The organism is Corallococcus terminator (assembly GCF_003611635.1).
In the GTDB taxonomy this organism is placed as follows: domain Bacteria; phylum Myxococcota; class Myxococcia; order Myxococcales; family Myxococcaceae; genus Corallococcus; species Corallococcus terminator.
On record NZ_RAVZ01000294.1, the window covers coordinates 1 to 12798 of the forward strand.

Sequence of the window (12798 nt, forward strand, 5' to 3'; positions counted from 1 at the left end):
TCCCCGCACCGGGTCTTCGGCCGCCACCGCGCCTCAGGCCGAGCCGACTTCCGGGCGGTGACGGCGACGAGCGTCCTCTCGTCGGCTCGCCCTTCACTCTCCGGGGCGGGACGGACGGGCGTGGGCCTCCCGGGGCTCCAGGGCAGGTGGGGTGGCCTCCCGTGCCACCCCCACCCCAGCTTCCCGACACGCATTCGCCGGGAGAATCCACCATGGCCGAAGTACAGCCGCCGCCGTTCGTCACCGACATCCAGGAGATCCGCCGCCGCGCCCGTGAGCATCTGGAGGAAGGCGCCGTCACGGAGAACTACCAGGGCACCGTCGAGACGACGCTCAAGCTGCTCAACGACGCGCTCGCGACCGAGATTGTCTGTGTGCTGCGCTACACGAACCACTACATCTCCGCGGTGGGCATCCACAGCGAGGCGGTGAAGCAGGAGTTCGGCCAGCACGCGCGCGAGGAGCAGGACCATGCGCTCCGGCTCGCCGAACGCATCAACCAGTTGGGCGGCCGGCCGGACTTCAACCCTGAAGGGCTGCTGTCCCGCAGCGCCAGCCAGTACGTCGAGGGCCAGAACCTGGTGGACATGATCCGCGAGAACCTGGTGGCGGAGCGCATCGCCATCGAGACCTACCGCGACATGATCCGCTACTTCGCGGACCACGACCCCACCACCCGGCGGCTCCTGGAGGACATCCTCACCAAGGAAGAGGAGCACGCCAACGACATGCATGACCTGCTGGTGGCCCATCAGGGCAAGCCCATGCTGGAGAATTGAGCCGCCCCGGCCCGGTGGGTCTCTCGGGCGGGCCCTGAATGGACCCGCCGGGCCGCGGCTCAGCAGTCGCTACATGGAGGGCCGGCCCGTCACCCGCGCGCCGGATCCCATCCGTAGAAGCGCATGAGTTCTTCGTAGAGGTCCGGCGTCTGCTCTTTCATCTGACGCGGCTTCTCGAAGAAGGACTCGGTGGCCACGGCGAAGAACTCGGCCTCGTTGAGCCCGCCATAGTCGTCCAGCACCGCTCGCTCTGGACGACGGCCCTCGCGCAGCTTGAGGTAGTGCTCGCCCATCACCGAGGCCCAGGCCGCGTAGTGCGAGTAGCGGCGCAACTGGGGCGTACCGTCGAAGCTTCCGTCCTCCCGGTCCAGGACATGGGCGAACTCATGCGTGGCCGTGGAGTGGCCATCCTTCGGGTCGCGCAGTCCCGCCAGCACCGACTGCCACGACAGGATGACGCTGCCCCAGTTCTTCGCCTCGCCCAGCACCACGCCGGTGCGGTCCGGAAGCCGGAACGCGTCGGGGTAGACGATGATCTCCCTCAAGCGATCGTAATAGGAGAGGTCCAGGTGGAGCACCAGGCGCACGGCGGTGGCGGACACCACGACCCGGACCTCGTCGGTGATCGTGAAGCCCCCTGCCCCGATGAACTCCTTCTCCCAGATGAAGAGCTTGAGCAGATCCAGGAACCGCTGGCGCAGTTCGGGCGGCATTTCCTGGGCGAAGGGAACGTGGCGCTCCAGGGGGGCGGACCATTCGGGAGGAAAGGGCCGACGCAGCCATCGGCGTCGACGGAGGGTGCGGAAGAGGCCGGAACGGGGAAGCGCCATGAGAAGCGCGAGTCTACCCGCGCGGCATGCGGTGAGCACTGCCGCGCGACGAACGTGTGCGAGTCCGAAGCCTCGGCACCTACGGGCTTCTCGTGGATAACATGGGGCCCTTCCCAAGGAGTTCGCATTGGACGACCTTCAAGAGTTCGCGCGCCAGGTGTTCGCAGCCCAGCCGTTCAGCCAGTTTCTCGGTGCACAGCTCACGCAGGCGGGGCCCGGCACCGCGGAGATCCGGATTCCCATCACCGACCCCCTGAAGCAGCAGCACGGCTTCGTGCACGGGGGCGTGCTCAGCTACCTCGCGGACAATTCGATCACGTTCGCGGGAGGGCTGGCGCTGGGCGGCAATGCGCTCACGTCGGAGTACAAGATCAACTACCTGAAGCCGGCGGTCGGCTCGCTGCTCATCGCCCGGGCCCAGGCGAAAGGCGTCGGGAAGCGCCAGGCCATCTGCCAGTGCGAAATCTTCGCGGTCCAGGACGGCGAGGAGAAGCTCTGCGCGATCGCCCTGGGAACCGTGGTCACTGCGGCAGCGTGACTTTGTCAGACGCCGTTAGTCAATCCTCGCATTCGCCGCTTTTTCGAGCATCTCGACAGTCCAACGAGAGAAGGCGCTCCGTGCCGGAGCACCGCCAGTTCGAGGGCGGAAGGACCGTTCCGTCGTCCCAGGTGTTGTTGGACCAGAGACTCCCTGGCTCCGACGTGTCGAAGCTGGTGATGGCCCCATAATAGCCACAGCGTCCGCTCGCACCGCGGTGAGATGAGAGCCCATTGAAATGGAGCGATCGGGCCAGTGCGTTGTTCAACAGGCGCTCAGCGGAAACAAGAGCCTCCTTCAAAAGCTGCTGGCGGTGTCGATGCGGCCCGTCCGCAGAAGGCCGATGATGCGGATGCCGTCGGAGCCCGCGCCCGGGCAGTTCTGGGGATGGCTGAACATGAAGATGCTCGCGGCCCCCTCCCCCTCGGTATCGACATCCACGGACGAGTTCCCCGAGTACACCAGGAGGCCGCTGCCGTTGTATGCGCTCACGTACACGGGGTGCTGCGGGCCCACGGGGACATCGAGCATCGCCCCGTGAATGGAGTCTTTGTCCACGTCCAGCGGCACGGATTCGATAGGCACATCAAAAGACGCCATCGCCGTCGTAACGCCGCAGGGGTCCGTCTCCAACGGGATGTGCACCTGGATTGCGTAACGGGGCGGGTTTCCCGCGTCCTGGGCGCCTTCCTCCTCGCCACAGGCTCCGAGTAGCGCACAGCATCCCACCAACATCACTCTCTTCAGAACTCGCATCATCGGTCCTCCCAGGTCGTGCATCCGCTTCATGCTCCTTTGGACACCCGACCCTGGTGGGCTGGGACAGGGCCCTCCGCCCAGGATTATCTGGAGAGCGCCCACCGGCAGTTACGCCAGCAGCGACAACGGAAATCGGCTTCGATTTTGTCATCCGCTTCCGTGAGCGCATCCTCCGTCCTCGCCCTGCGAGCATCCGATTTAACTCGGCTTAATTCATCGGAGGGCGGCTGCCGCGTGACACTGGGTGAGCGTTTCATCCAAGAGACGAAGCCCAGAGGGGGAAGCCACATGAAGCTCCAGCGCAATCTCGTCACGCCGAAGGTCTCGCAGTTCCAACCGGCACAGCCGCAGCCACCGCCGGGCGCCCTGTCCCGGCCGTCAATTCCGCCGCCCGCGCCGTTCGCCCGTGACGCCTTCGAACCGCGGCCTTCCACGAACATCCTGAAGCCCCGCCTGGAGGGCGCCCCCCGTGGGAGTTCGACCGTCGTGTCCCGCTATGAGGGAACAGGGGCCACGTCGAACGCGGGCCGGATCCTCCGGAACACCCGACTCCAGACGTTCCTGGCGGAGCACCCCGGCATCAAGACCGCGCAGGACCTCATCGACTACAGCTCCGCCAAGGACCTGAAGTTCCATGAGCTGTGCGCGCAACTGGGGCTGAACGACGATGAACTGGCCGGGAGCCGGTCTGTCAACCTCAGCGAGTATGTGTATGCAGGCCCGCTGCTCGCGCCCAACCTGCCGAGCACGGTGAAGGCCGCGAATGATTTCTTCATCACGCAGTTCCAGACCGACGAGTTCAACCCTGAAGGGGGCACGTCGACCCGGAACTGCGGGCCCACCAGCCTGGCCATGGCGTTGCGCGCCCAGGGGAAGATGCCCGAGGACCTCTCACCCGAACAGCAGATCGACTACGCCCGGGGGTTGATGTACCCGAACGCCGAGGGCTCGATGGTGGAGGTGAACGGCCAGCAGTACCGGGTGCTCGACCAGGACGGGACGAACACGGACATCTCCGCCGTCACCAGTGCCGCGGAGAGCGTGGGCGCCGGAGGGTCCCAGGCGACGGGATGGGGCGCGCTCGATGACGCGCTGGCTTCAGGCAAGACGGTGGTGTGCCCGGGCAACGTGGGCTCCGCATGGAGCGAGAGCTTCCCCGACGAAGACGCCTACCACCTGGAGGGGGACGGGCATTTCATGGCGGTGCTCGGGCGCACGGCGGAAGGCAAGTACCTGGTCGCGGATCCGCTCTACCCGGACGGCGTCGTGGAGATGACGCGCGCCCAGTTGGAACCGTTCTTCCGCCTGAACACCAGCCACGAGCCGGTGTTCGCCGCCATCGGCTGAGCCGGGGGCTGTCGCGTTTTTGCAATCCCCCGCCCGGGGTCCTGGCATATCCGTCCGCCCAGCCAGCAACGGAGCCAGTCCCATGACGAAGCATGCAAGCGGCCCTTTCGACGTCAAGCTCACCCCCATGGCCCCGGAGGCAGGCGCTGTGGAGGCGGCCCCGGGCCGGATGAACCTGGACAAGCGCTACCACGGCGCGCTGGAGGCCACGAGCCAGGGACAGATGCTCGCGGTGCGCACGCCCGTGGAGGGCTCCGCGGGGTACGTGGCGATGGAGCGCGTCACCGGCACGCTGGAGGGCCGCGGCGGCACCTTCGCGCTCCAGCACTCCGGGACGATGACGCGTGGCGCGCCCCAGCTCGTCATCACGGTGGTGCCGGACTCCGGAACCGGCGAGCTCGTGGGGCTCGCCGGTTCGATGACCATCGACATCGCCGCGGGCGGGAAGCACTCCTACGACTTCCAGTACACACTGCCTCAGGGAGCGCGGTAGCAGCCACGGCTGCAGGCCAGATGTTTCACCGCTTGGGAATGACGAATCTGCGTCTGTACCCATCGGGTGTCAGGCCCGTGCGTGCCTTGAAGCGACGTCGGAAGGACGTGGCGTCCGCGTAGCCGACGGCCTGGGTGATGTCCTCGACGGTGCGGGGGGTGGTCTCCAGGAGGCGCTTGGCGGTCTCGATGCGCAGACGCTGGACGTAATCCAGGGGGGTGTCGCCCGTGGCCTTGCGGAAGCGTCGCAGCAGGGTGCGCTGGCCAAGGCTCGCGGCCCGGGCGGCGCCCTCCAGGGTCACCGGCCCCGAAAGGTGTGCCTCCAGCCAGTCCTGGGCGAGCAGCACCGCGGAGTCGCCATGCCCCCGGGGCGAGGTGTGCACCGCGAAGGGTGCCTGGAATCGACGGGCGGGCTCCACCAGGAGCATCCGGGCGCAGTGCATGGCCAGCTCCGATGAGGCATGTCGCGCAACCAGATGCAGGCAGAGGTCCAGGTACGCGGTGACGCCACCCGCGGTGAGCACATCGCCGTTGTCCACCACCAGCAGCTCCGACTTGAGCGTCACCCGTGGGTAGCGGGCCGCGAAGGAATGGGCGAGCCCCCAGTGCGTGGTGGCCTCCCGGCCATCCAGGAGCCCTGTCTCGGCCAGCAGCAGGACTCCAGCGCATACGGCGGCCAACCGCGCGCCCCGCGCATGCTGTTCCGCCAGCCAGGCCACGACGGCACGCTCGGCCACGATTGCTTCCAGGGGACCCACCATCGCCGGGACCAGGATCAGGTCGAAGCGGTCCGAGGGACCCGGCACGTGTCGCGCGGCCACTTCCACACCATGGAAGCTGCGGACCGGGCCGGGCCGGAGGGACACGACTTCCGCCGCGAAAGACTCCCCCAGCCCCTGTTCGCGACCCAGGATGTTCGCCATGGCGAAGACATCCAGGGGACCTGTCACGCTGGAGGCCACACAGCCCTCCAGGGCCAGCACCGCGATGCGGGTCGTGCGCTGCTCGGCGGACATGGTCGCTTGTCGTTTTTCGCCTGGAGATTGTCAATCCGGACACTCCCGCCGGGAGTCGGACCTGGATACACATCCGGTCATCGCCCCCCCCCAGGCGTAGAGGAGGACATCCGTGGAGAAGACCCTGGAGCACGCCGCGCTGCTGCTCATCGACATCCAGAATGACTATTTTCCGGGCGGCCGGTTCGAACTGGACCAGACCGAGGCTGCGGCCACCCGGGCCCGGGCGGTCCTGGACGCCTTCCGGGAGCGAGGACTGCCGGTCCTCCACATCCGCCATGAGTCGCTGGGGCCGAGCGCTACCTTCTTCCTGCCGGGAACGCCCGGCGCGGACCTCCATCCCCGGGTCGCGCCCCAGCCGGGAGAGCCGGTGGTGCTCAAGCACTTCCCCAACAGCTTCCGGGACACGGACCTCCAGACGCACCTGCGGGACCTGGGCGTGAAACAGTTGGTGGTCGTCGGCATGATGACCCTCATGTGCGTGGACGCCACGGTGCGCGCGGCCGCGGACCTGGGCTACGCGGTCACCGTCCTCTCCGACGCCTGCGCGGCCCGGAGCCTGGAGTTCCAAGGGCAGGTCGTGCCCGCGGCCCATGTCCATGCCGCGTTCCTGGCGGCCCTGGGCATGGGCTATGCGCAGGTGATGCCGACGGCCGACCTCCTGTCCCGGGTCAGCGGCCAATGACTCGCTGAACCGCGCTTCGGGTTCAATTCCCGCCAGGTGCTGGCTGCCGTGCTTCCGGACCGGCCTGCCTTGACCCACAGCGTCCTGCTTGATTGAAGGGACGTGCTCATGGGTCTCCGCGCCTGCATCGCACTCCTCCTCGCCCTCTCGGCCTGCGCTACGCCGGCACCGCTCCCGGGAGAGCGCATGGCCCGGAACACCAGGGTCGCAAACCTCCAACGAGCGGCGAAGCTTCCCTGGGGTGACGACGGCAGGTGCGTCGTGCAGGAGGCGTCCCAGCCCTGGTCCGTGGTGGTGGAGCGCTGCTTCGAGGCGCTCGACCCTGATCGGATCCAGTTTCACGATCCGACGGGACGGTGCACGGTCGCCTCCGCGGGCGCGGCGACACTGGGACTCGGAGCCTGCGTCCTGGTTGCCCCTGAGCTCGTCGTGGGAGCCGTGATCATCATTGGCGTAGTGGTGGTCGCCGTCGCCATCAAGGAAGAGCTGGACGCCCATGAACTACGACAGCTCTATCCCGAGGAAGCAGGCACCGCGCGAGGAACACAGGCGACACCCGTGGAGGCCGTGGCGAAACAGAAGCCCCGGATCGAGCCGGAACCCGCCGGGAAGGACTGGCAACCCCCATTGCCGCCCGGGCCCCTGGATCGGACGCGCCACGCCAGATGCGAGCCCATCCCAGTGCCCCACCGGGGTGGAGACGATGCGCACAACGCGTGCGCCGACAGGTTTCCGCCCAATCGGTATCCCAAGATGGACGTGCTCGTGGACGGCCTGCGCTTCGATGCGCTGCAAGTGGGCGTGCGTGTCCTGTGGGAGATCAAAACCGATCAATTCGACACGTACAGTGATTTTCTCCAGCGTCAGGTGGTCAAGGATCAAGCAGTCAAGATGCGGGAGGAACGAGGCATCGCGGCGGCCTGTGGATATGGCTTCGTCGTCGGCGTGAGCACCCAAGCGCACAAAGAAGCGTTGGAAGCAGAAGAGCGCACCCTCGATATCGTGGTCACGGGGTGCGAACGATGACGACTCGAAAAAGACTTGGCATCATCGTCTACGCACCCGCGCTCGTGGGCAACGACGGTCGCTCGCTCGCGGTCGTCCATGGGATGGAGCGGGCGCTCCCCGGCTTGCGTCTGGAATGGAAGGTCTCCGAAGACGGACAGCTCATTGCATTGCCTCAGCGCGACGCGTGGCTTGAAGAAGAGACGAAGGAAGGGGGGTTCCAGCTCGTGTGCAACGGAGACGAGGGTTACCCCGTGACGGTTTATGGATTGCAAACGCCCGGCAGCCAGGCTCCGGGCGGGCAACCGTTGCTGGATGTCCACGCAAAGCTGCCGCTGGACGAAGCCATGAGCGCAGCGGCGCCGGGCCTGCTTGAGAGCGTGGCGGAGGGCGCACTCGCGCTGTGGGGACATGCGACGCCGTCCAAAGCGGCGGTGGAGATCTCACGGCAGACAATCGATCCGGTGCACAAGCCAGGAGTTCCGCCCCGGGGGCTCCCAGCGCTCAGATTCCCAGAGAAGCTCCGCTCGCCCGCGCTTCCGCATTGCCTCGGGTGGCTGAACTACTGGTCCGCCGCGTCCGCGCAAGCCATCGGGTTTCCGGATCCCGCCCGAGACGCCGACCTGCTTTCACGTTCGCGCCGGACCGCGACGGGCGGGTGGATTGTGCAACTCACGGATGCGCCGCTCGATCTGGACGACCCCGCCCACCTGGACACGCTCCTGCGAGCCTACGAGCGCTTCCCGGAGATTGGCGGACGCTCATGACCTCCCCAAACAAGCCCCCTGCCCCACCCTCCACCTGGACCCGGGCGATTCTGGCCAAGCAACTCCAGACACTGGGACTTGAACCCGGCGACGCGGTGCTGGCCCATGCCGCCTTGCGCTCGGTCGGGCCGATCCTGGGTGGCCCCGACACGCTGATCGCCGCCATCGGTGATGTGCTGGGGCCCGAGGGCACCCTGCTGGGCTACTGCGATTGGCAGCTTCCGGACGAGGTCCGCGATGCTCCGAAACTGCGCGACCAGATTCCCCCCTTTGATCCGCTCCGCTCCCGTTCAACCCGCGACAACGGCGCCTTCCCAGAGCTGCTTCGCACCACGCCCGGCGCCAGACGCAGCGGAAATCCCGGCGCCTCCTGCGCTGCCTTGGGAGGCCGCGCGGAGTGGTTCACCTCCGACCATGCGCTCGACTACGGCTATGGGCCCCAGTCCCCTTTCGGCAAACTGGTCGCCGCGGGGGGCAAGACCCTGATGCTCGGTGCGCCGCTCGACACCATGACGCTGCTCCACCATGCGGAGCACCTCGCCGACATCCCCCACAAGCGCGTCCTCCGCTACGAGGCGCCGCTGCTCATCGATGGACGGACCGTCTGGCGCGAGTTCGAGGAGTTCGACACCAGCGACCCGGTGGTGGAGGGACTCGCGGACGACTTCTTCGCTGAAATCGTCGAAGCCTTCCTCGCCACCGGCCAGGGTCGCAGGGGTGTGATTGGCGATGCACCGTCGGTGCTGGTCGACGCCCGGCCCATGGTGGCCTTCGCCGTCCACTGGCTCGAAAGCCGTTTCGGGGTCACGCGTCAGTAGCTCGCGACCGCGTCGCTGTAGCGCACCATCCGCCGCCGCGCCGGGTCCCACAGATTCAATCGCAGGCAGCCGACGACGTCCTTCAGCGTGAGCGCGGTGACGTGGGGCCCCTGCAACTCCGGCAGGGCCGCCATCGCCTCCGGCAGCCGGTAGAACGGGATGCGCGGATTGAGGTGGTGCACGTGGTGGTAGCCGATGTTGCCCGTGAACCAGGCCATCACCGGCCCGCAGCGCAGGTAGCTGCTCGCCTCCAGCGCCGCGTCCGCGTGCGTCCAGTCCGCGTCCGGCAGGATGGCCACATCATCGAAGTTGTGCTGCGCGTAGAACAGGTACGTGCCCAGCGCGTACGCCACGAACAGCGGGCCCACGAAGGCGCACAGGTACACCGCGAGGCCGAAGAAATGCCAGACGGCCACCGACAGCGCCACGTGCAGGCCGAACGCGAGCCCGGACGTCCAGTAGCGCTTCGGGTTCTTCACGAACGGCACCAGACACAGGCTGATGAGGAACGCGGTGACGTAGCCGAACAGCAACGTCACCGGGTGGCGCTCCACCACGTAGCCCAGGCGCTGCCAGCCCGTGGCCTTGCGCCACTGCTCCGTGGTCCACGTGACGAAGGTGCCGGCGGAGTCCGCCGCGATGCGCGCCGTGTTCGCGTGGTGGTGGTTGTGCGTGTCATTCCAGATGCGCGCGGGCGTGAGCGTGAGGATGCCCTGGACCTGGAAGAGCGCCTTCGCCCACTTCGCCTTCGGCAGGAGCGCGCCGTGCATGGCGTCGTGGAAGAGGATGAAGGCGCGGATGAGGACCAGCGCTTCAATGAAGCCTCCCACGATGCGCAGGGGCCACCAGGGCGCGGCCACCGCCAGCGCCACCGCGCCCGCCAGCGCCGCATAGGTGGACCCCAGGGCCCAACCCGAGCGCACGGCGTCCTGCGTAGCGAAGGCACGCGTGCGGGCAATGAGGTCCTTGCTCGAATGCGACGCGGTTCGTTCCATGGCGCGGAGACTCCGACGGTGACCGCCCGGCGAAACACCGGGGCGGATGACAGCCATCGTTGTCGCATCGCCATGTCATGGCAGGGTCAGCGGTCCGCACGGCGCTCGGGCGTGCCCACCGCGTCATCGATGACGCGGTGGGCCGCTGCCCGGTGGAACGGCTCGCGCGTCAGCGCTTCTTGCGCCACGCCTTGAGTTCCGCCTTCTTCTCCACGCCGACCTCGTCCAGGCGCTCCTGCCATTGCTTGCGGTACGGGCGCAGGGCTTCCGCCACCGTGCGGGCCACCACGAGGTTGCGGTACCACTTGGCGTCCGAGGGGACCAGGTGCCACGGCGCCTGCTCGGTGGACGTCCGGGCGAAGACCTCCTGATACGCGCTCGAGTAGTCGTCCCAGTGCTTGCGGTCCTCCCAGTCCCCCGCGCTGATCTTCCACGCCTTGCGCGGCTCCTGTTCGCGCGCGAGCAGGCGCTGCTCCTGCTCCTGCTGGCTGATGTGGAGGAAGAACTTGAGCACGATGGTGCCGTGCTCGATGAGCAGGGATTCGAAGTCGCGGATGTGCTGGTAGCGCAACTTCCACAGCGGCTTGGGGACCAGTGAGTTCACCCGCGCCACGAGCACGTCCTCGTAGTGGGAGCGGTTGAAGATGGAGAACTCGCCCTTGCGCGGGGCCTCGCGGTGGACGCGCCAGAGGAAGTCGTGCTCGCGCTCCTCGGTGCTGGGCACGCCGAAGGAGATGACGCTCACGCCGCGCGGATTGAGGCTGCCCACCACGTGCTTGATGGTGCCGTCCTTGCCGGCGGTGTCGCGCCCCTGGAGGACGATGAGCACGGAGTTCATCTTCGCGCCCCACAGAAGGTCCTGGAGGTCGAACAGCTCCTCGCCCAGCGCGCCGAACTCCGTCTTCGCCTCGTCCCTGTCCGCCTTCTTCGGCGGAGCCGCGGAGATGCGATCCAACTTCAGCTTCGCCGCCTGCTTGTCGTTGCGGATGGTGTTCATGGTCCCCTGCCCTCCCGGTGTGGGGCGATGCTGCCCGGGAGTCCGGAGAATTCACACCCTGGATCAAGGGGACCGTGGTCGATTCACCGGATTCGGACCCTTGGCGCCGCTTCCGTTCAGCGCTCGGACCCGCCAGGCGACGGCTGGGTCAGCGCCTGCTGCCGCAACGCGCCCAGCACTTCCAGGGTCGGAGCCACCTGGCGGACCTCGGACATCACCTGGCCCGCTGCCATCAGCGCCTCACCCGACAAGCGTTGGCCATACCCCTGTGCGACGTAGTCATCCCACTGAGCCCAGCGCGAGTAGAGCCGCATCGGCCAATCGATGAGGAGGACCTCCGCGAAATAGGGTTCGGCGTCGGGACTCGCCGGACCGCAGCGCAGGAGCCACGTGCGTCTTTCCGCGAGAAGGACGCCGTTGCTGCGATCGGGATCATCCCGCCGGCGGTCGAAGTACCCGCGAGAGAAGCGTTCCCGATGCGGCCAGCGCGCCAGACAGTCGAGATGGAGTAGGGCATCGCAGTAGGGATGGAGTTCATCCCCCTTGGGGAAGGCCATCCCCGAGGTCCCGATGTACGGGAGCGACAAGTCGCCACTTCCGCAGATGCGGCATCGTGTGATGCCCTTGATGATGATCGCCATGAAGGGAAATCCTACCAGCGGGCTGGTTGGGGCCCAGCATGCCCGCCCAACGCCCCCATCGCTCAGGGCAGCCTTCGGAAGTTGTTGAACTCGCGGTGACAGCTCCAGCGCCTCCCGGTGTTCCCTCCCCGCCGCATCATCCGGGAGGGAAGCACATGGCAGGGCGTCGATTCATCGCGTGCACGGTGGGAGTCTTCGTGCTCGCGAGCTGCACCGAGACAGGAACCTCCGTCGAAGTCGTTTCCGAACCTGTCACATCCCAGGCGGAGCTGGTGTCTCCCGCCCTGGCGCTCGCGGGGAAGCAGCACTTCCAGGAGGCGCTGCCCGGCAGCAATGGCCGCTCCTGCGCGACCTGCCATGTCCTCTCCGACAACACCGCCCTCACGCCCGCGCACGTGGAGGCCGTCTGGGCGAAGAACCCCGGGGACCCGCTGTTCAATCGCATCGACGCGGATGATCCCACCGCCGCCGTCCCAACCTATGCGCACCTCAAGAAGGGACTGGTGCGTGTCGTCCTCCCCCTTCCCCCGAACATGGACGTCATCGACGTGCAGGGGAACGTCGTCACGTCACCGGACCGGAAGATCGCTGTCTGGCGCGGCGTCCCCAGCATCGCGGACACCGGCTTCCCCGGCCCATTTCAATTCGATGGCCGTGAAACGAGCCTCACCGAACAGGTGCAGAGCGCCGTCACGAACCACAGCGAGGGCGGCACCGTGCCCGCCACCGTGCGCAATCGCATCGCCGCGTTCGAGCGCAGCGTGTTCAGCTCTCCCCGCGCCCGCTTCGTGTCGGACCTGCTGGAGCTGGGCTTCCCCCTGGGCAAGATCCCGGATCCCGACGCGCTCCTCGTGCTCGATGCCGCCGAACGCCGCGGCCGGGACGTCTATGCCCTCGCCTGCGAAGCGTGTCACGGCGACCGCACCAAGAACCGCATCGTCCGGCGCGACGTCCACGACGCGCTCTTCTATGCCATCAAACCCGATGGCAACGTCCAGTTCACCGTCCCCCCCGGACAGCCCCCCAGGCCCGTCAACGTGTCCCGCCCGGACAGCGAGTTCCTCAACATCGGCTTCGCGTACATGACGTACCTGGGGCAGCGCGGCGTGGTCCCCCTCTTCAACGACTC

The 12798-nt window shown here is 67.4% G+C and carries 15 protein-coding genes; 9 read left to right on the forward strand and 6 right to left on the reverse strand.

Translation table 11 applies throughout. The features are described 5' to 3' along the window. Positions 1–212 precede the first annotated feature (212 nt). Positions 213–779, forward strand: coding sequence for a ferritin-like domain-containing protein (locus tag D7V88_RS31620; protein WP_120544342.1), 567 nt, complete (start codon positions 213–215; stop codon positions 777–779). Between the two features lie 89 nt (positions 780–868). Here the strand turns inward: D7V88_RS31620 and D7V88_RS31625 are convergent, their stop codons facing one another. Next, on the reverse strand, positions 869–1609 hold the full coding sequence (locus D7V88_RS31625) for a M90 family metallopeptidase (RefSeq protein WP_120544343.1): 741 nt from the start codon (positions 1607–1609) through the stop codon (positions 869–871). Between the two features lie 127 nt (positions 1610–1736). On the opposite strand from D7V88_RS31625, the gene D7V88_RS31630 reads away from it, so the two are divergent. Beyond that, positions 1737–2147, forward strand: a complete 411-nt coding sequence (locus tag D7V88_RS31630) for a PaaI family thioesterase (protein ID WP_120544344.1) — start codon at positions 1737–1739, stop codon at positions 2145–2147. A gap of 297 nt (positions 2148–2444) precedes the next feature. Here D7V88_RS31630 and D7V88_RS42695 read toward each other — a convergent pair whose 3' ends face one another. Beyond that, complete coding sequence (locus D7V88_RS42695; RefSeq protein ID WP_147448941.1) at positions 2445–2732, reverse strand: hypothetical protein; 288 nt, start codon at positions 2730–2732, stop codon at positions 2445–2447. Between the two features lie 462 nt (positions 2733–3194). Between D7V88_RS42695 and D7V88_RS31640 the strand changes: the two genes are divergently transcribed. Together D7V88_RS31640 and D7V88_RS31645 are read left to right on the forward strand one after the other, a co-directional pair. After that, positions 3195–4253: a C39 family peptidase gene (locus D7V88_RS31640; RefSeq protein WP_120544346.1), complete on the forward strand. Its 1059-nt coding sequence runs from the start codon at positions 3195–3197 to the stop codon at positions 4251–4253. 82 nt (positions 4254–4335) lie between these two features. After that, positions 4336–4746 carry a DUF3224 domain-containing protein gene (locus tag D7V88_RS31645; protein WP_120544347.1) on the forward strand — a complete coding sequence of 137 codons (411 nt, stop codon included), beginning with the start codon at positions 4336–4338 and terminating at the stop codon, positions 4744–4746. Between the two features lie 25 nt (positions 4747–4771). On the opposite strand, the gene D7V88_RS31650 is transcribed toward D7V88_RS31645, so the two are convergent. Then, on the reverse strand, positions 4772–5761 hold the full coding sequence (locus D7V88_RS31650) for a GlxA family transcriptional regulator (RefSeq protein WP_120544348.1): 990 nt from the start codon (positions 5759–5761) through the stop codon (positions 4772–4774). Positions 5762–5873: 112 nt separating this feature from the next. Between D7V88_RS31650 and D7V88_RS31655 the strand changes: the two genes are divergently transcribed. The 4 genes from D7V88_RS31655 to aac(3) all read left to right on the forward strand — a co-directional run bounded on the left by D7V88_RS31655 (position 5874) and on the right by aac(3) (position 9036). Further along, positions 5874–6446, forward strand: coding sequence for a cysteine hydrolase family protein (locus D7V88_RS31655; protein ID WP_208726589.1), 573 nt, complete (start codon positions 5874–5876; stop codon positions 6444–6446). Positions 6447–6734: 288 nt separating this feature from the next. Further along, the gene (locus D7V88_RS31660; protein WP_341870736.1) at positions 6735–7472 is read left to right on the forward strand and encodes a DUF6310 domain-containing protein; all 738 of its coding nucleotides are present in this window, start codon (positions 6735–6737) and stop codon (positions 7470–7472) included. Then, the gene (locus D7V88_RS31665; protein ID WP_120544356.1) at positions 7469–8218 is read left to right on the forward strand and encodes a DUF5953 family protein; all 750 of its coding nucleotides are present in this window, start codon (positions 7469–7471) and stop codon (positions 8216–8218) included. The genes D7V88_RS31660 and D7V88_RS31665 overlap by 4 nt, the downstream gene beginning before the upstream one ends. Further along, complete coding sequence (gene aac(3), locus D7V88_RS31670) at positions 8215–9036, forward strand: aminoglycoside 3-N-acetyltransferase (RefSeq protein ID WP_120544350.1); 822 nt, start codon at positions 8215–8217, stop codon at positions 9034–9036. Before D7V88_RS31665 ends, aac(3) begins: the two co-directional genes overlap by 4 nt. Here the strand turns inward: aac(3) and D7V88_RS31675 are convergent. The 3 genes from D7V88_RS31675 to D7V88_RS31685 all read right to left on the reverse strand — a co-directional run bounded on the left by D7V88_RS31675 (position 9030) and on the right by D7V88_RS31685 (position 11669). Next, a complete protein-coding gene (locus tag D7V88_RS31675) occupies positions 9030–10031 on the reverse strand; it encodes a fatty acid desaturase family protein (RefSeq protein WP_120544351.1) in 1002 nt (333 codons plus the stop codon). The genes aac(3) and D7V88_RS31675 overlap by 7 nt on opposite strands. Before the next feature lie 169 nt (positions 10032–10200). Further along, a complete protein-coding gene (locus D7V88_RS31680) occupies positions 10201–11028 on the reverse strand; it encodes a polyphosphate kinase 2 family protein (RefSeq protein WP_120544352.1) in 828 nt (275 codons plus the stop codon). Between the two features lie 116 nt (positions 11029–11144). Beyond that, positions 11145–11669, reverse strand: a complete 525-nt coding sequence (locus D7V88_RS31685; RefSeq protein WP_120544353.1) for a hypothetical protein — start codon at positions 11667–11669, stop codon at positions 11145–11147. Positions 11670–11824: 155 nt separating this feature from the next. Here D7V88_RS31685 and D7V88_RS31690 point away from each other — a divergent pair. Next, the coding region (locus D7V88_RS31690) for a cytochrome c peroxidase (RefSeq protein WP_120544354.1) at positions 11825–12798 on the forward strand (974 nt) is incomplete at its 3' end.

Excerpts from the sequence above, each read along its gene's own strand:
- D7V88_RS31665 (WP_120544356.1), top strand. The coding sequence starts at position 7,469 with ATGACGACTCGAAAAAGACTTGGCATCATCGTCTACGCACCCGCGCTC.
- D7V88_RS31620 (WP_120544342.1), top strand. The coding sequence starts at position 213 with ATGGCCGAAGTACAGCCGCCGCCGTTCGTCACCGACATCCAGGAGATC.
- D7V88_RS31680 (WP_120544352.1), bottom strand. The coding sequence starts at position 11,028 with ATGAACACCATCCGCAACGACAAGCAGGCGGCGAAGCTGAAGTTGGAT.
- D7V88_RS31640 (WP_120544346.1), top strand. The coding sequence starts at position 3,195 with ATGAAGCTCCAGCGCAATCTCGTCACGCCGAAGGTCTCGCAGTTCCAA.
- D7V88_RS31625 (WP_120544343.1), bottom strand. The coding sequence starts at position 1,609 with ATGGCGCTTCCCCGTTCCGGCCTCTTCCGCACCCTCCGTCGACGCCGA.
- D7V88_RS31685 (WP_120544353.1), bottom strand. The coding sequence starts at position 11,669 with ATGGCGATCATCATCAAGGGCATCACACGATGCCGCATCTGCGGAAGT.
- D7V88_RS31675 (WP_120544351.1), bottom strand. The coding sequence starts at position 10,031 with ATGGAACGAACCGCGTCGCATTCGAGCAAGGACCTCATTGCCCGCACG.
- D7V88_RS31645 (WP_120544347.1), top strand. The coding sequence starts at position 4,336 with ATGACGAAGCATGCAAGCGGCCCTTTCGACGTCAAGCTCACCCCCATG.
- D7V88_RS31650 (WP_120544348.1), bottom strand. The coding sequence starts at position 5,761 with ATGTCCGCCGAGCAGCGCACGACCCGCATCGCGGTGCTGGCCCTGGAG.